Raw genomic sequence first — 20,010 nt, 5'->3', positions numbered from 1 at the left:
GAAGGAGGCGGGTGCCGTGCAGTTCGGAATCTTCTCGGTGAGCGACATCACCAGGGACCCGGTGAGCGGCGAGACCCCGAGCGAGGCCGAGCGGATCGACGCGATCGTGCAGATCGCGGAGAAGGCCGAGGAGGTCGGGCTCGACGTGTTCGCGATCGGCGAGCACCACAACCCGCCGTTCTTCTCGTCCGCGCCGACGACACTGCTCAGCCACATCGCGGCGAAGACCAGGAAGCTGATCGTCAGCACCGCGACGACGCTGATCACCACGAACGACCCCGTGCGCATCGCCGAGGAGTACGCGATGCTGCAGCACCTGGCGAAGGGCCGCATGGACCTGATGCTGGGCCGCGGCAACACCGCGCCGGTCTACCCGTGGTTCGGCGCCGACATCCGGCAGAGCCTGCCGCTGGCGCTGGAGAACTACAACCTGCTGCACCGGTTGTGGCGCGAGGACGTCGTGGACTGGGAGGGCAAGTTCCGCACGCCGTTGCAGGGCTTCACCTCCACGCCGCGTCCGCTGGACGACCTGCCGCCGTTCGTGTGGCACGGCTCGATCCGCACGCCGGAGATCGCGGAGCAGGCCGCCTTCTACGGCGACGGGTTCTTCGCGAACAACATCTTCTGGCCGAAAGAGCACTACATGCGGCTGATCAAGTTCTACCGCCAGCGGTACGCGCACTACGGCCACGGCACGGAGAAGCAGGCCATCGTCGGCCTGGGAGGTCAGGCGTACATCGCGAAGCGGTCGCAGGACGCGCTGAACGAGTTCCGCCCGTACTTCAACGAGGCCCCCGTCTACGGCCACGGGCCGCGGATGGAGGACTTCATGGAGCAGACGCCGCTGTCGGTCGGCAGCCCGCAGGAGGTCATCGACAAGACGCTGACCTTCCGCGAGCACTTCGGCGACTACCAGCGCCAGATGTTCCTGATGGACCACGCCGGCCTGCCGCTCAAGACCGTGCTCAACCAGCTCGACCTGCTGGGCGAGGAGGTCGTTCCGGTGCTGCGCAAGGAGATGGAGGCGCGGCAGGACCCGGAGACCGCCAAGCCGCCGACGCACGCGGGACGCGTCAAGGACAAGTACGGCGACAAGCCCGCCCGTCAGCCGCGGCCGAACGCCAACCGGGGTGACAACGTCACGGGTGGCTCGCCGTACCAGGACGAGAAGTGACCAGAGCCAACGAGGCGTGGGAGTCGCTCATGAAGGCGTACTCCGTGTTGATGAAGCAGTTCAACGCGGAGGACATCTGGGGCGACCTGACCATGCGGGAGTACGACGTGCTGTACCAGCTGTCCAAGTGCGACAGTCCACTCAGGATGAGTGAGCTGAACCGCCACGTGCTGCTGAGCCAGCCCGCCCTGTCCCGCATGGTCGAGCGCCTGGTCGAACGGGGCTACGTCGACCGGTGCCCCGACCCCGGCGACCGCAGGGGTGTGCGCCTGTCGCTCACCCCGGCGGGCCGGGCGACCCAGCGGCAGATCGGCAGCCCGCACGCACGCAGCGTCACGCGCGCCCTGAGCGTGCTGACACCAGAAGAACTCGACCAGCTCGCCGCGATCACCGGCAAGCTCAGCCAGAGCGAGGAGTAATGGGCCAGAACTTCCAGCTGGTGGTGGTGTCCGCGGGCACCAGCGACCCGTCGTCCACCCGCCTGCTCGCCGACCGCGTCGCCGGACGTGTCACCACGCTCGCCGGCAAGCGGTCGCAGACCGTCGGCACCAGCGTGATCGAACTGCGCGAGCTCGCCTCCGAGATCGCGAACGCGTTGGTGTCCAACCACGTCGGACCCAAGCTGCAGAAGGCGATCGCCACGCTGCAGCACGCGGACGCGATCGTCGCGAGCACCCCTGTCTACAAGGCGGGCGCGAGCGGGCTGTTCACGTCGTTCTTCCAGATCCTCGACAACGACCTGCTGATCGCGAAGCCCGTCGTGCTCGCCGCGACCGCCGGCACCGCGAGGCACGCGCTCGTGGTCGACGACCAGATGCGCGGGCTGTTCGCCTACCTGCGGACCGTGGTCGTGCCGACGTCGCTGTTCGCCTCGACCGAGGACTGGCAGGACAACGGCCTGAACAAGCGCATCGACCGCGCGGCCCTCGAACTGGTGGCGCTCATGACGTCGGGCTTCGAGAAGTCCGTGCGCGACGAGTCGTGGGGCAGCTACCAGCACGAGTACGGCAGCGCGGGCGGCACGGAGCTGACGATCGACCTCGACTCCGACCTGATGCGCCTGGCCGCCGGTGGTTCGGCCGGCTAGAAGTCCGCGCTGCGCGAGAGCTTCTCGTTCTCGCGCAGCTCCGCGAGAGCGTTCTCGTGCATCGCGACCACGACGTCGTAGCCGGAGTTGCCGAGCACGATCCGTTGCGGCGGAACAGGTGCGTTCATCGCGCTGATCACGGCGCGCACTCCGCGTTCGGGATCACCCTCCTGCTTGCCGTTGTGGTCCACGAACGCCGCCTTGACGCCCTCGACCATCGGCACGTAGGCGTCGACCACCTCGTTGACGGGCTCGTCCTGGAAGCCGGCGTAGGCCTTGGTGCGGAACGCGCCCGGCTCCACGACGAGCACGCGCACGCCGAGCGGCTCGACCTCGTGACGCAACGACTCCGACAGACCTTCGAGCGCGAACTTCGCGGCCGAGTAGTAGCCGAAACCCTGCGCGCCGACGAGGCCCGCCACCGACGACATGTTCACGATCCAGCCGTCGCCGCGCGCCCGCATCCCCGGCAGCACCGCGCGGATCACCTCGACCACGGCGAACAGGTTGAGGTCGAACGTGCGGCGGATCGTCTCGTCGGGCGCACCCTCGACCGAGCCGAACCAGCCGCGGCCCGCGTTGTTGACGAGCACGTCGATCCCGCCGAACCGCTCCTCCGCCGTCCTGACCGCCGCACGCACCTGCTCGCCGTCGGTGACGTCGAGCGGCAGCACCAGCACGCGGTCGCCGTACCGCGAAGCCCATTCCCGCAGCTCAGCGGGCCGACGCGCGGTCAGCACGACCTGGTCGCCCTGCTCCAGCGCCGCCTCCGCGTAGACCATCCCGAACCCGCCGTGCGTCCCACCGGTGATGAACCAAGTCCTCATGGACTTCTCCTTCCGCTATAGAACGCAATGTAGCGCTACATGCGGTAATGTAGCAACCATGCAGAACGCACGGGATCGGCTCCTGCTCGCCGCGGCGGAGTTGCTGGAGGGCGGCGGCACGGTGTCCACGAGGGCGGTGTGCGACCGCGCCGGGGTGCAGGCCCCGACGCTGTACCACCACTTCGGCAGCAAGCAGGGCCTGATCGACGCCGTGGTGAACCACGGTTTCACCCAGTACACGGCGGTCGAGAGCTCCGGCGACCCGCTCGGCGACCTGCGCGAGGGCTGGGACAAGCACGTGCGGTTCGGCTTGGAGCACCCGTCGTTCTACGCGCTGCTCTACGGCCGTGCCGAGCCGGGAAAGCCTTGCGCCGTAACAGCTCCCGCACACGCCGCGTTGCGCGAGCGGTTCACCGAGGCCGCCGCGCAGGGCCTGCTGAAGGTGCCCGCGGACGACGCCGCCGAGCAGGTGCTCGCCGCGAACGTCGGCATCACGCTGACCCTGATCACGCAGCCGGAGCCGGACTTCGGGCTGTCCGAACGGGTCCGCGAGGCCGCACTGGCGGGCGTGCTGCACGCGCCGTCAGCCGGCGCGCCGGCGACGCGCGCGAGCACCGCGCTCACCCTGCGCGCCCAGGTGGCCGACGATCCCGGCGACCTGACGCCGGGCGAACGCGCGCTGCTCGGCGAACTGCTCGACCGCCTGGCCCGTTAGCGCTTGGCGTGGACAGGCCTAGATCTGCGCGCTGCCACCGTCGACGGCGAGTTCGGAGCCGTTGAGGTAGCTGGAGGCGTCGGAGGCGAGGAAGACGGCCGCCGCGGCGATCTCCTCGGGCTCGGCCAGGCGGCCGAGGGGGATCACGGACCCGATGGTGGCGAGTTGGTCGGCCGGGATCAGGTCGATCAGGCCCTGGGTGCGAGTGCCGCCGGGCGAGAGCATGTTGATGCGGTATCCGCCCGCCCCGGCGCCGTGGGCGAATCCGCGGACCAGGTTGCGCAGCGCGGCCTTGGTCGCCCCGTAGACGGGCAGGGCCGGTTGCGGCCGGGTGGCGGCCGACGATCCGGTGAAGATGATCGACGCTCCCTCGGACAGCAGCGGCAGCGCCTTCTGCAAGGTGAACAGCGGGCCCTTGACGTTGGTGGTGAACATGGCGTCGACCTGCTCCTCGGTGATCTCCCCGAGCGGGGCGACGACGCCGATCCCGGCGTTGGCGACCAGGACGTCGATGTGGCCGGCCTGCTCGGCGACCGTCGCGTAGAGGCTGTCGAGATCGTCGAGCCGGCCCACGTCGCAGCGGATCCCGGTCACCCTGGAACCGAGTTCGGCCTCGACCTCGTCGAGCTGCGCCTGGCGGCGACCGGTGACGAACACCCGCGCGCCCTCGGCGTGGTACGCCCGTGCGATCGCTCGGCCGATGCCCGCATTTCCGCCGGTCACGACCGCGACCTTGTCCTTCAGAACGCTCATGGCCACTCTTCCCTAGTTTTTGTCTACCTGGTCAATAAAACAGTTTTTGACCAGACAGGCAATAACTGGGGAGAGGTGTGAGCGACGCCATGGGGAGCCGTGGAGGCTCTACGCCTGCGCGGGATCCGCGTCCGCCCGGCCGGGGAGCACGCGAAGTGCGTCTAGTGCGACAGCGGTGAGCGCGGCACGACCGACCCCCGACCTGCCGAGCAGCTCCATCCCCCTGGTGACGGCGACGAAGTACATCGCCAGCGACGGCAGGTTCGCGTCCTCCGGAAGATCGCCGTTGCGCTGGGCGTCCCCGAGGCAGTGCTCGTAGATCCCGGCGAGCTCCTCGATGCCGGCCCTGGTCACCGTCGAGAGCTGGTCCTGCTCGCCGGTCGACTCGACGAGGGCACGCGTGGCGAGCGAGACCCGGCTGTCGCTGCGGCTGAACTCGATCGCCATGCGCAGCATGTGGCCCCTGACCCGCTCCAGCGGGGACGCGTCACCGTGCTGGAGCGCTTCCGAGACGGCCCGCGCCGCCTCGTCGCGGTCCTCCGAGAGCGCCCGCAGGAACAGCTCCCGCTTTCCGCCGAACGCGTTGTAGAGGCTCTGCTTCCCCAGCCCGGTCGCCCGCACCAGATCGTCCAGCGTCGTGGCGGCGAGACCGTTCACGACGAACACTTCGCTGGCACTGCTGATGACGTCACGTTCTACGAACTTGCGGGGGCGTGCCATGCGCCTCAGGCTACCTTCACGACTGATCCTGGCGGTGTTCCTCCGCCCAGGGCACGAGCTTCCGCTCGGCCCAGGTCAGGGCATAGAAGAGCGCAACGCTGACGATCGCGAGCAGCCCCATCGCCGCGAACGCCAGCGAGGTGTCGGCACTGGCCCCGGACAGCATGATCACGTACCCCAGCCCGGCGTTCGCCCCGACGAACTCGCCGATCACCGCCCCGATGACCGCCAGCGTGATCGACACCTTCAGGCCGACGAAGACCTGCGGCAGCGCGTGCCACAGGCGCAGCTTGAAGAACTCGTGCGTGCGGGTGGCGTCGAGCGACCGGAACAGCTCGACAAGTTCGGCCGGGGTCGACTTCATGCCGGACGCCGTCGAGATGACGATCGGGAAGACGCACACCAGCACGACCATCAGCACCTTCGACGAGACGCCGAACCCGAACCACACCACCACGATCGGCGCGATGGCGACCTTCGGCACGGCGTTCAGGGCGACCAGCAGCGGGTAGAACATCCGCTCCAGCACGCTCGACCCGACGATCAGCAGCGCGAGCGGGACACCGATCACAATGGACAGTCCAAATCCGGAGACGGCTTCCCACAAGGTGATCAGCGTCTGTTCGAGCAGGTAGCCGGGTAGCTCCAGGAACGACCGCACGACGTCTGCGGGCGACGGCACGAGCAGCGGCTCGATCCCGAACACGATCGTCGCGAGCCACCAGACGCCGACGATCCCCAGCAGTCCCAGCACCGGCAGCACGGCCCTCATGCCGTCACCAGCAGCCCGCGCAGCTCACGGCTCACCGCGTCCAGCTCGACCCGCCCGAGCGCACGCGGCCGGGGCAGGCCGACGTCCACCACCGAGTGGATCCGGCCGGGCCGCGGGCTGAGCACCACGATCCGGTCGGCGAGCAGCACGGCCTCGTCGATCGAGTGCGTCACGAACAGGACGGCGCGCGGCCGGGCGAGCTGGACCCGTTGCAGCTCCTCGGAGAGCTCGGTGCGGGTGATCGCGTCCAGAGCGGAGAACGGCTCGTCCATCAGCATCACCCGCGGGCTCTGGATCAACGACCGGCACAGCGATACCCGTTGCTGCATGCCGCCGGACAGCTCGTGCGGCAACCGCTTCTCGAACCCGCCGAGCCCCACCAGCTCCAGCAGCTCGTGCGCGCGGTCGCGGTGATCCCCGAGGCCGAAGATCTCCACCGGCAGCAGGACGTTGGCCAGCACCGTCCGCCACGGCAGCAACGCCGGCCGCTGGAACATGACCGAGACGTCGCGCCGCGGCCGGGTGACCCGCTCCCCCGCCACGACGACCTCGCCGGCGGACGGCGTGAGCAGCCCGGCGACGAGCCGCAGCAGTGTCGACTTGCCGCAGCCCGACCGCCCGATCACCGCCACGAACTCGTGCTCGCCGACCTCCAAGTCGATGCCGTCAAGCGCGCGCACGCCGCCGAAGGCGTGCGACACCCCGTTCAGGGTGATCACTTGGGCGAGTTCCCGAAGGACACGAAGTCGTTGGGCGCCAACGACCCGTCCGGGATCGCACCGGCCTCGACGAGCGTGCGGACCACCTTGCCGACCCGGTCCTCGGTGATCCCGCCGACGCGTCCGCTGTAGCCGGACGGCCTGACGTACGGCGCCATCAGCCCGACCTCCGCGCTCGCCACGCCCGCGTCCTGGGTCGGCTGGTACTTCTTGAGAATCGGGCCGACCTCGTCCGGGTGCTCGATCGAATACTCCAGGCCCTTGAGCAACGCGTCCATGAACTTCTTGGCCAGCTCCGGCTTGTTCCGCGCGGTGTCCTTGGAGGAGACCAAGGCGTTGCCGTAGAGGTCGGGCACCAGGTCGCCGTACGGCAGCACGACGGCCCTCCTGCCCTTCGCCGCGGCTTCGATCAACGGCTTGCCGACGACGAACTGGCCGATGCCGTCGACCTGACCCGCCGCCAGCAGCTGCGGCAGGGCGGGCGGCGCGGACGGGACGAACTGGACCTTCGCGGGATCGATGCCGGCCGCCCTGGCGTAGACCGGGAACATGACCTGGTTCGTCGAACCGGGCTGGTCGCCGATCTTCTTGCCCTCCAGGTCGGCGGGCTTGCCGATCGTGCCGCCCTCCAGCGCGACGATCGCGGCCAGCGACCGCTGCTGGACCGCCGCCAGCACGGTGACCGGCAGCTTCTCCTTGGCCGTCGTGATCGCGGTGGCGGTGAAGTCGGCGATGCCGAAGTCCGCGCGACCGGTCGAGACCAGCTTCAGGACGTCGACGCTGCCGGTGCCCGGCGTGATCGTGACGTCCAGCCCCGCCTGCTCGAAGAACCCCTTCTCCTGGGCCACGTACACGTAGGCGTCGCGGCCGAACGAGCCGAACGACGTCAGGTAGTTGACCTTCTGCTTGGTCTCGGCAGGCGACGAACAGGCCGCGACCGCCATCAGGACGAGCAGGACTGAAAACGCTTTCCTCATGTTCCCTCCCCCGAGAGCACCCTCATGGTCGAACATAGGGGGCGGGGAGGGTGCATGAACACGTCCGATCGTCCGGTGGCCGTGATCGGCGCGGGCCCGGTCGGGCTGATCACCGCACTGGGCCTGGTGGCGCACGGGGTTCCGGTCGTCGTCTTCGAGGCCGGCGCCGACCTGTCGAGCGAGACCAGGGCGGGCACGGTCCTGACGCGCACGCTGGAGGTGCTCGACCGGTACGACGCGCTGGGTCCGGTGCTGGAGGCGTCGCTGCGGCTCGACGAGATCGGCGAGGTGGACCGGGCGACCGGGACGTCGACCGGGAGCGTGTTCCTTTCCGCACTGGCTGACGAGACGCGGTTCCCGTTCGTCGTCAACGTTCCGCAGCACGAGCTGGAGCCGGTGCTGGCCGAGGTGCTGCACGAACGCGCCCCCGGAGCGTTGCGGATGAGGCACCGCCTCACGGACTTCGTGCAGCACGACGACGGTGTCACGCTGCGACTGTCCACTCCGGATGGAATCGTCGGCTTCGAGGCCGCGTACGTGCTGGGGTGCGACGGCGGGCGGTCGACCGTGCGCGAACGGCTCGGCGTGCGCGTCGAGGGGCACACGCTGGAGCAGCGGTACGTGCTGGTCGACCTGGTGTGCGACCTCGACGTCGGCAACCCGCGCGACTACCCGTACCTGGCCTACTTCGGCGACCGCGAGGAGTGGATGGTCCTGGTGCGGCAGCCGCACTGCTGGCGGTTCGTGTTCCCGCTGGCACCCGGCCGCGCCGAGCCGTCCGTCGAAGAGTTGCGGGACAAGGCGCGTCACTTCGTCGGCGAGGTCGACTCGCTGGAGGTGCTGGGCAGCAACGTCTACACCGTGCACCACCGGGTGGCGTCGTCGTGGCGCGACGGGCGGGTGTTCCTGCTGGGCGACGCGGCGCACCTGATCACTCCGATGTGGGCGCTGGGCCTGAACACCGGGGTGCTCGACGCGTCCAACCTGCCGTGGCGGCTGGCGTGGGTGCTGCGCGGGTGGGCGGCTCCCGAGCTCCTCGACGGCTACGAGGCCGAGCAGAAACCGGTGGCCGTGCACGGTTCCGGCGCGATGGCGGAGGCGGCGCGCGCGGTGATGTCGCGGCGCTCGGACTCAGTCGCGGGCTGGCAGGACGCGATGACGCGGACGTTGCTCGGTGTGCGGCTGGGCGCGGACTGGTCGATGACGCGCACCGGTCCGTTGCAGGTCGGCGACCGGGCCCCGGACCTGCGGATCTTCGGTCTGCGCGGCCCGGTCCACCTGCACGAGCTGTGCCGCGACACGTTCCTGGCGCTGCACCTCACCGACGCGCGCCGCCGGCCGTTCCTGCCCCCGGACGAACCCGGCCTGAGGCAGGTGGTCGTGAGCCGGTGGGACGCGCCGCACTCCGGCCTGCGCGCCCGCGCCTACTTCGACCCCGGCGACTCGGTGCGCGAGCGCTTCGGCGAGGTCGTCGTCCTGCTGCGGCCGGACGCGCACATCGCCCACGTCGAACCGTGGACCGCCACGTCGTGGCAGTCCGTACAGAACCGCTATCTGCAGGAGGTGCGCCTTGCGGGGTGACGTCGTGATCTCACCGTCCGGCGAGGAGGTCGTGCTCGTCGACGTCGGTCAGCGCGTGCTGCACGACGACCCGGTGATCAGGGTGTGGGAGGTCGCGCTCGAACCCGGCGAGACGCACTCCTGGCATCTGCACCACAACCCGTACGTCGTGCTCAGCGTCGAGGGTTCGGACGGCCGCATGGACTGGCTCGACGGCAGCGAACCCCGGCTCATCTCCGAACACCGCGGCGGCCACGTCTACCGGCCCGTGTCGCCCGTGCACCGGCTCACCAACACCGGCACGACCTCCTACCGCAACCGGCTGGTCGAGCTGAAGGACCTCGGCGAGAACGTGCCGGAACCGCTGGACATCCGCGCCGACGACGTGAGCGTCCGCACCGTCGTCGACAAGGCCCTGGACCTCGACGGGCCGCACGTCCTCGTCGCGCTGGACGACGAGGACGTGCGGCTGGACCCCGGCGGGCCGGTCGAGCTCGACGGCGAGTGGTTCGTCGTCGAACTGGGTTACCTGTCCAGGTAGGGCTCGATGTCCTCGGCCTCGGCGACCCGCCGGACCTCGACCGACATCTCCTCGACGCCCGCAAAGCAGGTGATGTACTCCTGCGCGACGGCCGTGGCCTCGGCGAGGTCCGCGGCGTTGATCAGCAGGAACCCGCCGACCACCTCCTTGGCCTCCGCGAACGGCCCGTCGACCGACCTGATCGCCGTGCCGCGCCTGCGCACCACCGCACCCTGCTTCTGCACACCCTCGGCGCCGAGCATCACGCCGTTCGCGGTCAGCTTCTCCACGAACGCGTTCATCCGCGCGATGAGCTCGGGGTTCGGTTCCCACGAAGCGGGGTCGTCCTCCTGGACGCGGTGCATGAGCATGAAACGCATGTCGTCTCCTCGGTGTCGACTGGCGGCGCCGCGCCGCCACCCCTGCGTCGATCGACGTCACGGAGCTTTCGACATTCTGCGCGGAACTTCCTCAGCGCGCGGGTGACACGAGGTGTTCCGCCGTCCGCAGCGCCAGCGCGGCCATCGTGAGCGACGGGTTCGACGTGCCCAGCGACGGCATGCTGCCGCACCCCACCGCGTACAGGTTCGGGTGGTCCCAGCACCGTTGCCACTGGTCGACGACCGAGTCGCGCGGCGACGCGCCCATCACGTGCGTGCCGCCGCTGTGCCCCGCGCCCCAGTACCGCAGCGGTTCGCCGTCGTGCTCGAAGTACCTTTCCTCGTCCGGCTTGTACGAGGTGTGGTCCTCGGCGCCGAGGAGCTCGAAGATGCGGTCCGAGACGCGTTTCGCGGCCAGCAGCCCGTCCTTGACATAGTCGGACAGTCCGTAGTGGATCGACGGGCGCGGGTTGCCGAGCGGGTCCGTCTCCGCCGCGAGCGTCACGCGGTTCGCCGGGTCCGCCTCCTGCTCGATCTCGAACTGGAGGGCGAACTGCCTGCTGACGCGGTCCGCCACCGCCTCGCGCAGTGCCGTGCCGCGCAGGCCCGCCGCGACGAACTCCGCCGTGTCGGAGTCGGGGCTGCCTGCCGACCAGCCCCAGCCCCAGTTGCCGATCTCGATGCGGAACGGCGCCCGCCCGCGACGTTGCGGGCCACCGCGGAACGCCTCGATGCCCGTCGTCGAGCCGGGACCGCGGAACGGGCCGACCGCCTGCGGCATGAGCGCCCACGTGAGCAGGGCGGGGTGGTCCATCAGGTTGCGGCCGACCTGGTCGCTGCTGTTGGCGAGCCCGGACATCAGCAGCAGCTTGGCGTTCTCGATGGCGTGCGCGGCGAGGACCACCACGTCCGCCTCGGCCGAGTGCCGCGTGTGCCTGCCGGAGGTGTCGTCCTCGTAGCGCTGGTAGCCGACCGAGGTGACGCGCCCGAACTCGTCGGCGTGCACGCGGTTCACCACGCAACGGGTGCGCAGTTCGACGTTGGCGGACCACTGCTTCTGCGTGCGGTGCGGCGTGTACTTGGCGTTCTCCGGGCAGATCGGCACGCAGCTCGCGAAGCCGGCGCACCGGTGCCCGTCCGGCCGGTAGCCCGGCACCGGAACCCCGTTGCGCGCCTGCGGTGTGCCCGTGACGAGCAGCTCACGGCCGTCCACGACGGCACCGTCCACAACGGACGCGACGGCGTGGTCGAGGTACGTGCGGGGCAAGGCGTGCATGGGATAGCGGTAGCCGTCCGCGACGGGAACGTGCTGGCGCTGCTCGTCGGCGTCGGCCGCGATCCCGATCTCCCACTCCGCCGCGCGGTAGTAGGGCTCCAGGTCGTCGTAGCCCAGCGGCCAGTTGCGGCCATGGCCCAGGTCTGCGGTGTGGAAGTCGTCAGGGCGCATCCGGGGCGTGATCCCGGTCCAGGCGGTGCCGGTGCCGCCGTTCATCCGCAGGTAGGGGCTGGAGTAGGCGTGCGGCCCGGTGTTGACCAGGTAGTCGCTCGACGGCGCGGCGGCGGTCGTGCGGTACGGCTTGAGCGGCGACTTCACCAGCGCCGTGCGGTACCTGCCGACCGCGTCCTCGTTCGGCTCGGCGCCCGCCTCCAGCACGAGCACGCGGAACCCGTTGTCCCCCAGCACCTTCGCGACGATCGAGCCGGCGAACCCCGCGCCGACGACCACGGCCCTCACCGGGCGCCTCTGCGCGGTCTGGACTCCCAGCTGCCGAACCCGGGCCCCGCCGTGCCCGGCGCGGCGACCCCGACGGCCTTCCACGCCAGGCCTTCGGCGTAGGCGCGCTCGCTCGGGATCACCCCGCGCCAGACCCCGGTGTACCAGAGCCGGATGATCTCGGCCTCGGACGCGCCGTCGGTCAGCGCGCGGTACTGCTCGACCAGTCCGGTCGACCTCAGCTCCTCCGCCGAGAACCCGGTCAGCTCGGCGGACAACTCCACGAAGGCGTCCATCGGGCCATCCTCTGGCGGAGGAACCGCCTGCACCAAACGATCCGGGCCAGGCTCACCCGCGTGGCGGAACCTCCATCTCGCCGAGCCGCGACCAGTCGTCCTGCTCGACGTTCTGGCTGACGATGCGCGGCGTCTCGGCGAGGTACTGAGGCAGCTCCTTCTGAGCGTTCTTGAAGTGCTCGGAGCTCACGTGCGCGCCGCCCGCGTCACCGTCGCGGAACGCCTCGACGAGGACGTACTCGTTCGCGTCGTCGAGGCTGCGCGACCAGTCGAACCACAGGCAGCCGGGCTCGGCGCGGGTGGCCTCGGTGAAGCTCCTGCTGATCTCCGGCCACGCCTCGGCGTGCTCGGGCAGGATGCGGAACTTGGCGGTGATGAAGATCAAGACGGCCTCCTTCGGCTGAACGCCTTCGACCCTAGTCTGTTTGCGTGGTCAACGACCGCTCGGCCGCCGTGACGCGAAGACCTGCCGGCTCCGAGCGCGTCACCCGGAAACCGTGCACCACGAGGCCGGCGGGCGGGTTCTCCGCGGTGAACCCGAACATCTCCAGGGCGACGGTGTCCGCGAGTTCGTGCGATCCGGCGTGCTGCGCGCGGAGCAGCGTGCCGTCCGCCGCCCACTCGGCGAAGGCCAGCGGGCTCCCGGCGAACACGGCCAGCGCTCGGTCTCCGGCGTAGTCCAGCACGTGCTCCGCCACCGGCACGGTCGCCAACTCCCGGTCGCACACGATCGTGGCGTCCGGCAGCACCGCCACGTACGTGAACCCGTCGGCAGGGCAGATCTCGTCGGCCAGTTCGCCGTCCTCGACCGGCTCGACCGCGCAACCCGGCCGCAGCGCGCGGACCACCGCCTCCGCCGCCGACCGGTCCGGCACGCCACCGCGCCGCACCGCCCGCGCGTCGCCGAACACCACCAGCGCCGCCCTGGCACCCACCCGTGTTCCTCCCCCTGCGAGGTCGTCCAACCTGCGCGATCATCCCCGAGTGCCCGAGATGATCGACACCCGCAGGCGGAACCTGGTCGTCGCGGCCGTTCTGCTCTCCATGCTGCTGGCCGCGCTCGACCAGACCATCGTGTCCACCGCGCTGCCGACGATGGTGGCCGACCTGGGCGGCGGCGCGCACCTGTCGTGGGTGGTGACGTCCTACCTGCTCGCCGAGACGATCATGACGGTGCTGATCGGCAAGTTCGGCGACCTCTACGGGCGCAAGAAGACGTTCCTGGTCAGCGTCGCGCTGTTCCTCGTCGGGTCGTTCTTCGCGGGCTGGTCGGAGTCGATGGGGACGCTCATCGCGTTCCGCGCGATCCAGGGCCTGGGCGCGGGCGGGTTGATGGTCACCTCGACGGCGATCATCGCGGACGTCGTGCCGTTGAAGGAACGCGGCAAGTTCCAGGGCCTCGCGGGCGCGGTGTTCGGCGTCGCGACGGTCGCAGGGCCGTTGCTCGGCGGGCTGTTCGTCGACCACCTGAGCTGGCGGTGGGCGTTCTACGTGAACATCCCGCTCGGCATCGCGGTGGTGCTGGTCGCGGTCGCGGCGCTGCCCACGATCAGGACCGAGGGGCGCCCGAAGATCGACTACGCCGGCATCGCGCTGATCGCGCTGGCGGCCACCGGACTCACGCTGGTCACGAGCTGGGGCGGCACCGAGTACGCGTGGACGTCGCCGACGATCCTGTTGATGGCGGCAGGATCGGTGGTGCTCCTCGTCGCGTTCGTGTTCGTGGAACAGCGCGCGGCCGAGCCGATGCTGCCGATGAGGTTGTTCCGCAGCAGGGTGTTCACGGTGTCGGGCATCCTGAGCTTCGTCGTCGGGTTCGCGATGCTCGGCGGCATCACGTACCTGCCGATCTACCTGCAGTACGTGCGCGGCGAGTCGGCCACGGCGTCCGGGCTGTGGATGCTGCCGCTGATCGCCGGGCTCATGTCCACGGCGCTGCTCACCGGCAACACGATCAGCCGCACGGGCCTCTACCGGCCGTTCCCGATCGTCGGCTCGGTCGTCCTCACCGCGGGCCTGTTCCTGATGTCCCTCCTGGACGCGTCGACCAGCTACTGGGCGATGGGCGCGTTCATGGTGGTGCTGGGCGCGGGCATCGGCCTGGTGATGCAGGTGCCGGTGATCGTCGTGCAGAGCACCACGAACTACACCGACCTCGGCGTCGCGACGTCCGGCATCAGCTTCCTGCGCACGATGGGCAGCTCGTTCGGCGTGGCGATCTTCGGCACGATCTACGCGAACCAGCTGCCGAAGCACCTCGTGGTCCCGCCGGGCGTCGACCCGCGCGCCATCGCGAGCCCGGCCGCCGTGCACGCACTGCCGGACGCGGTGAGGGCACCGATCGTCGCCGGGTACGCCGAGACCGTGCAGATGATGTTCCTGATCGCCGCCCCGATCGGCCTGGTCGCCCTGCTGGTGGCGGTCTTCCTGCCGCAGGTGCAGCTGCGGGACACGTCCCGTGCGTCGGCGTCGGGCAACAGCGGCGTGGGCGAGAGCTTCGCCGCGCCGCCGTCGAACTCCTACGACGAGCTGCGCAAGCTGGTCTCCACGGTGGTCGCGAAGTCCCCGGAGGACCCCGGTCTGGCCGTGCTGCGCCGTTCCGGCGTCGACCTGCCGCTGGAACAGGCGTGGCTGCTCGGCCGCGTGTACCGGGCGTCAACGGACGACGGCGTGGCGACGCTGGACGAGATCGCCGAGATGACGAAGGTGCCCGGCGGCATCTTCGAACCGACCGCGCGGGCCCTCGTGCGGTCGGGGCACCTGGCGTTCGGTGACGACGGCTACCGGTTCACCGACCGGGGGTCGGACGTGTTCGCCCAGCTCGTGGTGGCGTGGCGGCGGTGGCTGCTCGACCAGTTGCAGGACTGGCACGAGCCGGACCAGCGCGACTTCGCCGAGGCGCTCGACTCGTTCACCGACGAGCTGATCGAGAGCGGGCGGCAGCTGAGCCGGGTGTAGTGCCTGTGTCGAAAGATCACCCGAGCGGACCAGGGCGAACACGTTCCTCCACATGCGACCCTGGAACTCGTGAGCACCACGCGAATCGGGTCGTTCAACGTGGAGAACATGTTCGAGCGCCCCAAAGTGATGGGCCGCAACGCGACCAAGCACGCGGCTCCGATCCTGGCCGCCCACGCCCGTTTCAACGAACTCATCGCCGCCGACACCTACACCCCGGAAGTCAAGGAAGAGCTCAAAGAACACCTGACGACGCTGGAGTTGCTCAGGAGTGACCGGAGCAGGTACGCGATCCTGCGGCGCATCCGCGGCCGGTTCCTCGCCCGGCACCGCACCGGCGAAACCTCAGTCGTGGCAAGCGGTCGCGAGTCGTGGGTCGGCTGGGTCGAGCTCACCACCGAACCCATCAGCGAACTCGCGACCCGGCACACCGCCCAGGTGATGCGCGACGTCGGCGCCCAGGTGCTCGGCGTCGTCGAGGCCGAGTCGCGCGAACTGCTGCACATGTTCTCCGCGTCGATGCTCAAGCACGTCGGCTGGACCCCGTACGAGGAGGTCCACCTCGTCGACGGCAACGACGAGCGCGGCATCAACGTCGGCCTGCTGACCCGCGACGCACACCAGGTCATCATGATGCGCACGCACGTGTACGCACAGGACAGGTCGGGCTTCGTCTTCTCCCGCGACTGCGCCGAGTACCACGTCCGCACGCCCGCCGGACCCGAGGTCGTCGTGCTCGTGAACCACCTGAAGTCCAAGGGCTACAGCACTCCCGGCGACCCGCTCGGCGCCCGCAGACGGTTCCGCCAGGCGGTCCGCATCGCCCGCATCGTGAACCGTCTGCGCGACGAGGGCCACGAACACATCGCCGTGGTGGGCGACCTCAACGACACGGCGGACAGCGAGTGCCTGCGCCCGCTGTTCCAGCGCACCGGACTGCGGGACATCAGCGAGCACGAGAACTTCGACTGGGACCACCGCCTCGGCACCTACCGCGGCGTCAACGAGAAGGGCAAGATCGACTACGTCCTGCTCACGCCCCCGCTGTTCGCGAAGGCCACCGGCGGCGGCATCTTCCGCAAGGGCGTGTGGCGCGGCCCGCGCACTCGCAACCGTTGGGACGTCTACGAAACCATGACCGACGAGGTGCACGCGGCCAGCGACCACGCCGCCATCTACGCCGACATCGACTGGACCCTCTAGCGCCCCGGACGTCCCCTAGACCAGCTCCACCGTCACCTCGATGACATCGCCGGGCCCGACGTCGTTCTTCTTGCGCACGGCGGCCTTCACCGGCAGGACGTAGCAGCCGGACTGCTTGTCCGGGAACACCGACGTCGACCACGTGCTGGCACCGACCCCGGCCCGCACCTTGACCGCGCCGAAGCCGGTGCCGGGCGTGGCGACGTCGCGGATCTGGTCCGAGACGTCCTCGGGGAGCGTCACGAAGGTCCAGGTGTCCATGCGGCGGGCGTCCCACAGCCAGAGTTCCGCGTCGAAGACGAACATCGGCCCATTCTCACAGAGGCGGACTCACGTGGAAGTGGTGGTCGAACGCCGCCGCGAGCCGCTCGCCCAGGCCGTCCGGCGCCCACGCGCGCAGCAGCCCCAGGAACGCGATCAGGTCCTGCCGGACGCCCTCCAGATGTCCCGGAAGGTCCGCGAGGGGGAACTCGCAGGCGGGCTCGTCCCGGCGACTCTCGTCGCGCCACAGCCGCAGGACGCCGTCGGCACGCTCCACGCCGGGGGCCGGTGAGTGCCCGAGCCACGACACCTCGCCGTCGAGCACGCCGGCCCAGTCGCGCCAGTTCTCCAGCCCGAAGCAACATCCGGGTTCGATCCGCAGGCCTGTCGAGGTGTCCGACACCCGCACGCCGCCCGCAAGGATGACCATCTCCTCGTGGAGCAGTTCATCCACGAGATCAGGACCGACCACGACGTCGAACTCCTCGCGGGTCATCCGTCCGGACAACGCCACGACGTCACTCCAAGTCACTTCGACGACCGGCTGCATCGTGATCACTCATCCATTGTGGTGACGAACGCCACCGACCATTTCGGTCGGTAAACCTACCGAATCGGTTGGTGAACGCCGTAAAGTCGTCCACATGCCACGACAGCCCAGGACCGCGGTCGACGAGAACATCCTCGACGCTGCCGCCGCGCTCTTCGCGCGGCACGGCTTCGAGCAGACGTCGCTGAAGTCCCTCGCGGACGCCGTCGGCCTGTCGAAGGCGGGCCTGCTGCACCACTTCCCGAGCAAGGACGCTCTCTTCGAAGCGGCGTGGGCGCAGAGCCGGATCATCACCCAGCACGTCCTCGACCTGGTCAAGGACATCCCCGCCGGCCCAGAGCGGGACCGGCGTTCGCTGGAGCTGCTCACCGACTACGCGCTCGACCGGCCGGGGATGGTCGCGCTGCTCTTCCGGTCGATGACGGCCCCCGGCGAGGACCCGCAGCAGGCGCAGGACGAGCTGCTGCTCAACGAGATGTTCGTGATCGACCCCGCCGCCGAACTGCCGCGCGCCATCCGGATCGTCGGCGCGCTGAGCGCCATGGCCGTGCTCACCCTTTTGGCCAACCAACAGGGTGACAAGACGCTGTGGCGTCCCCTGATCCTCTCCACCTGTTACGACGCACTCGGGCACCAGGAGGCCTGACCATCATGGCGAAACTGCTCTACAAACTGGGAATGAGCGCTCACCGGCGCCGTCTCCCCGTCGTCCTGATCTGGCTTCTCGTGCTGATCGGCGCCGGTGCCGGCGCGTTCACGCTCGGTGGTGAGACGTCGAACTCGATGTCCATCCCCGGGCAGGAGTCGACTACGGCCCTGGAGCGCATCCAGGACACGTTCGGCTCCGGCGAGACCGCGCAGGCCAGGGTGGTCCTGCAGGCGCCGGACGGCCAGAAGCTGCCGCAGCACCTCAAGACCATCACCGACCTGGTGGCGGACGAGTCAGCGCTGAAGGGCGTGCGATCGGCGACGAACCCGCTGGACCCGGCCGCGCCGAGCGTCAACCAGGACGTCAACGTCGGCTACAGCACCGTCACCTACGACGTGAAGCCCGGTGAGGTCACCGCCGAGCAGCGCGCCGACCTGCTCAAGGCCGTCGACAAGGCCCGCGCGGCCGGGTTGACCGTCGAGGTCGGCGGCACCGCGATGCAGGAGGTCCCGCACATCGGCGGCGCCACCGAGGCCATCGGTGTCGTGCTGGCGCTGGTCGTGCTCGCGCTGACCTACGGCTCGCTCGTGACGGCGGGCATGAACCTCCTCACCGCCGCCATCGGCGTGGGCATCGGCGCGCTCGGCATCACGATCGCCACCGGGTTCATGGACCTGCAGTCGACCACGCCGATCCTCGCCTCGATGCTGGGGCTCGCGGTCGGCATCGACTACGCGTTGTTCATCATCAACCGCTACCGCCAGGAGCTACGACGCGGTTCGGACGTCGGCCACGCCGTCGCGACCGCCGTCGGCACCGCGGGTTCCGCCGTCGTCACCGCCGGCCTGACCGTGGTGATCGCGCTGGTGGGCCTCGCGATCGCGGGCATCCCGTTCCTCACGCAGATGGGCGTCTCGGCCGCCGCCACGATCGTCGTCGCGGTCCTGATCGCGATCACGCTGGTGCCCGCGGTGCTGAGCATGCTCGGACGCCGGGTGCTGACCCGCAAGGAACGCGCCGCGGAGGCCTCCGAGCCCAAGGACCGCGGTGTCGTCCGCGGCTGGGCAGGCGCCGTCACCCGCAACCGCGTCGCCGCGCTGCTGCTCTCGGTCGTGGCGCTCGGCATCGTCTCGATCCCGGTGGCGTCCATGGACACCACGCTGATCCAGAAGGCGCCGGCCAACTCCACCCAGGAGCGCGCGGACCAGATCCTCGCGAAGGGCTTCGGCGAGGGCTTCAACGGCCCGATCATCGTCCTGTTCGAGGGCGACGGCGCCGCCGCGACGGCCACCAAGGCGTCCGAGCCGATCACGAAGCTGTCCGACGTCGCACTGGTCACCCCGGCCCAGCCGAGCCAGGACGGCAAGTCCGCTCTCGTCACCGTGATCCCGAAGTCCGGCCCTGACACCGCCGAGACCGAGAAGCTCGTCGCCGACCTGCGCACCGAACTGTCCGGTGTGGAGGGTGGCAAGGCGTACGTCACGGGCGCCACCGCGGTGAGCGTCGACGTGGCCAAGTCCCTCGACAAGGCGCTGCCGATCTACCTCGCGGTCGTCGTCGGCCTCGCGCTCGTGCTGCTGGTGCTGGTGTTCCGCTCGCTGCTCGTGCCGTTCGTGGGCGTGCTCGGCTTCCTGCTGACCATCGGCTCGTCGCTCGGCGCCACGGTCGCGGTGTTCCAGTGGGGCTGGCTCGCGGACGCGGTCAACCTCGACGGCACCGGCCCGTTGATCAGCCTCACCCCGATCCTGGTGATCGGCATCCTGTTCGGCCTCGCCATGGACTACCAGATCTTCCTGGTGTCCCGGATGCACGAGGCGCACCACCGCGGCGCCAAGCCGATCGAGGCCATCACCACCGGCTTCCGCCAGGCGGCCCCGGTCGTCATCGCCGCCGCGCTGATCATGTTCTCGGTGTTCGCGGGCTTCGTCCCGGCCGGCGAGCCGACCGTGAAGTCGATCGCGTTCGCCCTGGCCGTCGGCATCTTCGTGGACGCGTTCGTGGTCCGCATGGTGCTCGTGCCGGCCGCGCTCGCCCTGCTCGGTGAGCGCGCCTGGTGGCTGCCGAAGTTCCTGCGCTGGCTGCCGGAGCTCGACGTCGAGGGCACCGCGCTCGACGAGATCGAGAAGAAGGACAAGAAGGAGCCGGTCGCCGTCGGCTGACCCCGCTCAACGGTCC

General features: G+C 69.9%; 23 protein-coding genes. 10 read left to right on the top strand and 13 right to left on the bottom strand.

Annotation, left to right across the window (positions count from 1 at the left end; all coding sequences use genetic code 11):
* Positions 1-16: 16 nt before the first annotated feature.
* From ACFWN2_RS09330 to ACFWN2_RS09320, 3 genes are read left to right on the top strand one after another with little or no spacing between them, the layout of a single operon-like run.
* Positions 17-1,174, top strand: coding sequence for an LLM class flavin-dependent oxidoreductase (locus tag ACFWN2_RS09330; RefSeq protein ID WP_382426121.1), 1,158 nt, complete (start codon positions 17-19; stop codon positions 1,172-1,174).
* Positions 1,171-1,593, top strand: a complete 423-nt coding sequence (locus ACFWN2_RS09325) for a MarR family winged helix-turn-helix transcriptional regulator (RefSeq protein ID WP_382426119.1) — start codon at positions 1,171-1,173, stop codon at positions 1,591-1,593. The genes ACFWN2_RS09330 and ACFWN2_RS09325 overlap by 4 nt, the downstream gene beginning before the upstream one ends.
* The gene (locus ACFWN2_RS09320) at positions 1,593-2,261 is read left to right on the top strand and encodes a CE1759 family FMN reductase (protein WP_382426117.1); all 669 of its coding nucleotides are present in this window, start codon (positions 1,593-1,595) and stop codon (positions 2,259-2,261) included. Before ACFWN2_RS09325 ends, ACFWN2_RS09320 begins: the two co-directional genes overlap by 1 nt.
* Here the strand turns inward: ACFWN2_RS09320 and ACFWN2_RS09315 are convergent.
* Entirely contained in the window at positions 2,258-3,088 is an 831-nt protein-coding gene (locus ACFWN2_RS09315) for an SDR family NAD(P)-dependent oxidoreductase (RefSeq protein WP_382426116.1), read from the bottom strand. The two genes, ACFWN2_RS09320 and ACFWN2_RS09315, sit on opposite strands and share 4 nt — an antisense overlap.
* A 58-nt stretch (positions 3,089-3,146) precedes the next feature.
* Here ACFWN2_RS09315 and ACFWN2_RS09310 point away from each other — a divergent pair, with 58 nt between their 5' ends.
* Positions 3,147-3,803, top strand: coding sequence for a TetR/AcrR family transcriptional regulator (locus ACFWN2_RS09310; RefSeq protein ID WP_382426114.1), 657 nt, complete (start codon positions 3,147-3,149; stop codon positions 3,801-3,803).
* 18 nt (positions 3,804-3,821) lie between these two features.
* Here the strand turns inward: ACFWN2_RS09310 and ACFWN2_RS09305 are convergent, their stop codons facing one another.
* From ACFWN2_RS09305 to ACFWN2_RS09285, 5 genes are all read right to left on the bottom strand, one after another.
* Positions 3,822-4,556: an SDR family NAD(P)-dependent oxidoreductase gene (locus ACFWN2_RS09305; RefSeq protein ID WP_382426112.1), complete on the bottom strand. Its 735-nt coding sequence runs from the start codon at positions 4,554-4,556 to the stop codon at positions 3,822-3,824.
* A 108-nt stretch (positions 4,557-4,664) separates the two neighbouring features.
* Positions 4,665-5,276, bottom strand: coding sequence for a TetR/AcrR family transcriptional regulator (locus tag ACFWN2_RS09300; protein ID WP_382426110.1), 612 nt, complete (start codon positions 5,274-5,276; stop codon positions 4,665-4,667).
* Between the two features lie 16 nt (positions 5,277-5,292).
* On the bottom strand, positions 5,293-6,048 hold the full coding sequence (locus ACFWN2_RS09295) for an ABC transporter permease (protein ID WP_382426109.1): 756 nt from the start codon (positions 6,046-6,048) through the stop codon (positions 5,293-5,295).
* Positions 6,045-6,749 carry an ABC transporter ATP-binding protein gene (locus ACFWN2_RS09290; RefSeq protein ID WP_382426107.1) on the bottom strand — a complete coding sequence of 235 codons (705 nt, stop codon included), beginning with the start codon at positions 6,747-6,749 and terminating at the stop codon, positions 6,045-6,047. The genes ACFWN2_RS09295 and ACFWN2_RS09290 overlap by 4 nt, the downstream gene beginning before the upstream one ends.
* 14 nt (positions 6,750-6,763) lie before the next feature.
* On the bottom strand, positions 6,764-7,744 hold the full coding sequence (locus ACFWN2_RS09285) for an ABC transporter substrate-binding protein (RefSeq protein WP_382426105.1): 981 nt from the start codon (positions 7,742-7,744) through the stop codon (positions 6,764-6,766).
* Between the two features lie 54 nt (positions 7,745-7,798).
* On the opposite strand from ACFWN2_RS09285, the gene ACFWN2_RS09280 reads away from it, so the two are divergent.
* Together ACFWN2_RS09280 and ACFWN2_RS09275 are read left to right on the top strand one after the other, a co-directional pair.
* On the top strand, positions 7,799-9,325 hold the full coding sequence (locus ACFWN2_RS09280) for an FAD-dependent monooxygenase (RefSeq protein WP_382426104.1): 1,527 nt from the start codon (positions 7,799-7,801) through the stop codon (positions 9,323-9,325).
* A 4-nt stretch (positions 9,326-9,329) separates the two neighbouring features.
* Complete coding sequence (locus ACFWN2_RS09275; protein ID WP_382426103.1) at positions 9,330-9,845, top strand: hypothetical protein; 516 nt, start codon at positions 9,330-9,332, stop codon at positions 9,843-9,845.
* Here ACFWN2_RS09275 and ACFWN2_RS09270 read toward each other — a convergent pair.
* From ACFWN2_RS09270 to ACFWN2_RS09250, 5 genes are all read right to left on the bottom strand, one after another.
* Positions 9,830-10,204 carry a YciI family protein gene (locus ACFWN2_RS09270; protein WP_382426102.1) on the bottom strand — a complete coding sequence of 125 codons (375 nt, stop codon included), beginning with the start codon at positions 10,202-10,204 and terminating at the stop codon, positions 9,830-9,832. The genes ACFWN2_RS09275 and ACFWN2_RS09270 overlap by 16 nt on opposite strands.
* Before the next feature lie 91 nt (positions 10,205-10,295).
* The gene (locus tag ACFWN2_RS09265; RefSeq protein WP_382426100.1) at positions 10,296-11,939 is read right to left on the bottom strand and encodes a GMC family oxidoreductase; all 1,644 of its coding nucleotides are present in this window, start codon (positions 11,937-11,939) and stop codon (positions 10,296-10,298) included.
* Positions 11,936-12,214 carry a hypothetical protein gene (locus ACFWN2_RS09260; RefSeq protein WP_382426098.1) on the bottom strand — a complete coding sequence of 93 codons (279 nt, stop codon included), beginning with the start codon at positions 12,212-12,214 and terminating at the stop codon, positions 11,936-11,938. The genes ACFWN2_RS09265 and ACFWN2_RS09260 overlap by 4 nt, the downstream gene beginning before the upstream one ends.
* Positions 12,215-12,266: 52 nt before the next feature.
* On the bottom strand, positions 12,267-12,599 hold the full coding sequence (locus ACFWN2_RS09255; RefSeq protein ID WP_382426096.1) for a putative quinol monooxygenase: 333 nt from the start codon (positions 12,597-12,599) through the stop codon (positions 12,267-12,269).
* Positions 12,600-12,630: 31 nt separating this feature from the next.
* Positions 12,631-13,149, bottom strand: coding sequence for a DUF6928 family protein (locus ACFWN2_RS09250; RefSeq protein ID WP_382426094.1), 519 nt, complete (start codon positions 13,147-13,149; stop codon positions 12,631-12,633).
* 58 nt (positions 13,150-13,207) lie between these two features.
* Between ACFWN2_RS09250 and ACFWN2_RS09245 the strand changes: the two genes are divergently transcribed.
* Both ACFWN2_RS09245 and ACFWN2_RS09240 read left to right on the top strand, forming a co-directional pair.
* The gene (locus ACFWN2_RS09245) at positions 13,208-15,172 is read left to right on the top strand and encodes an MDR family MFS transporter (protein ID WP_382427421.1); all 1,965 of its coding nucleotides are present in this window, start codon (positions 13,208-13,210) and stop codon (positions 15,170-15,172) included.
* A gap of 69 nt (positions 15,173-15,241) precedes the next feature.
* The gene (locus ACFWN2_RS09240; RefSeq protein ID WP_382426093.1) at positions 15,242-16,375 is read left to right on the top strand and encodes an endonuclease/exonuclease/phosphatase family protein; all 1,134 of its coding nucleotides are present in this window, start codon (positions 15,242-15,244) and stop codon (positions 16,373-16,375) included.
* 15 nt (positions 16,376-16,390) lie between these two features.
* Here ACFWN2_RS09240 and ACFWN2_RS09235 read toward each other — a convergent pair whose 3' ends face one another.
* Together ACFWN2_RS09235 and ACFWN2_RS09230 are read right to left on the bottom strand one after the other, a co-directional pair.
* Complete coding sequence (locus ACFWN2_RS09235) at positions 16,391-16,681, bottom strand: DUF1905 domain-containing protein (RefSeq protein WP_382426091.1); 291 nt, start codon at positions 16,679-16,681, stop codon at positions 16,391-16,393.
* Between the two features lie 10 nt (positions 16,682-16,691).
* Positions 16,692-17,195 (bottom strand): hypothetical protein, encoded by a 504-nt coding sequence (locus ACFWN2_RS09230; protein ID WP_382426089.1) that lies wholly within the window; start codon positions 17,193-17,195, stop codon positions 16,692-16,694.
* Positions 17,196-17,280: 85 nt separating this feature from the next.
* Here ACFWN2_RS09230 and ACFWN2_RS09225 point away from each other — a divergent pair, with 85 nt between their 5' ends.
* Both ACFWN2_RS09225 and ACFWN2_RS09220 read left to right on the top strand, forming a co-directional pair.
* Entirely contained in the window at positions 17,281-17,832 is a 552-nt protein-coding gene (locus ACFWN2_RS09225) for a TetR/AcrR family transcriptional regulator (protein ID WP_382426088.1), read from the top strand.
* A gap of 5 nt (positions 17,833-17,837) precedes the next feature.
* Complete coding sequence (locus tag ACFWN2_RS09220) at positions 17,838-19,994, top strand: MMPL family transporter (protein ID WP_382426086.1); 2,157 nt, start codon at positions 17,838-17,840, stop codon at positions 19,992-19,994.
* Positions 19,995-20,010 lie beyond the last annotated feature (16 nt).

It is taken from the genome of Lentzea sp. NPDC058436 (assembly GCF_042721515.1).
Lineage (GTDB): Bacteria > Actinomycetota > Actinomycetes > Mycobacteriales > Pseudonocardiaceae > Lentzea.
The sequence above is the reverse complement of the archived record's forward strand: the minus strand, read 5'-3'. Positions and strand labels throughout refer to the sequence as shown.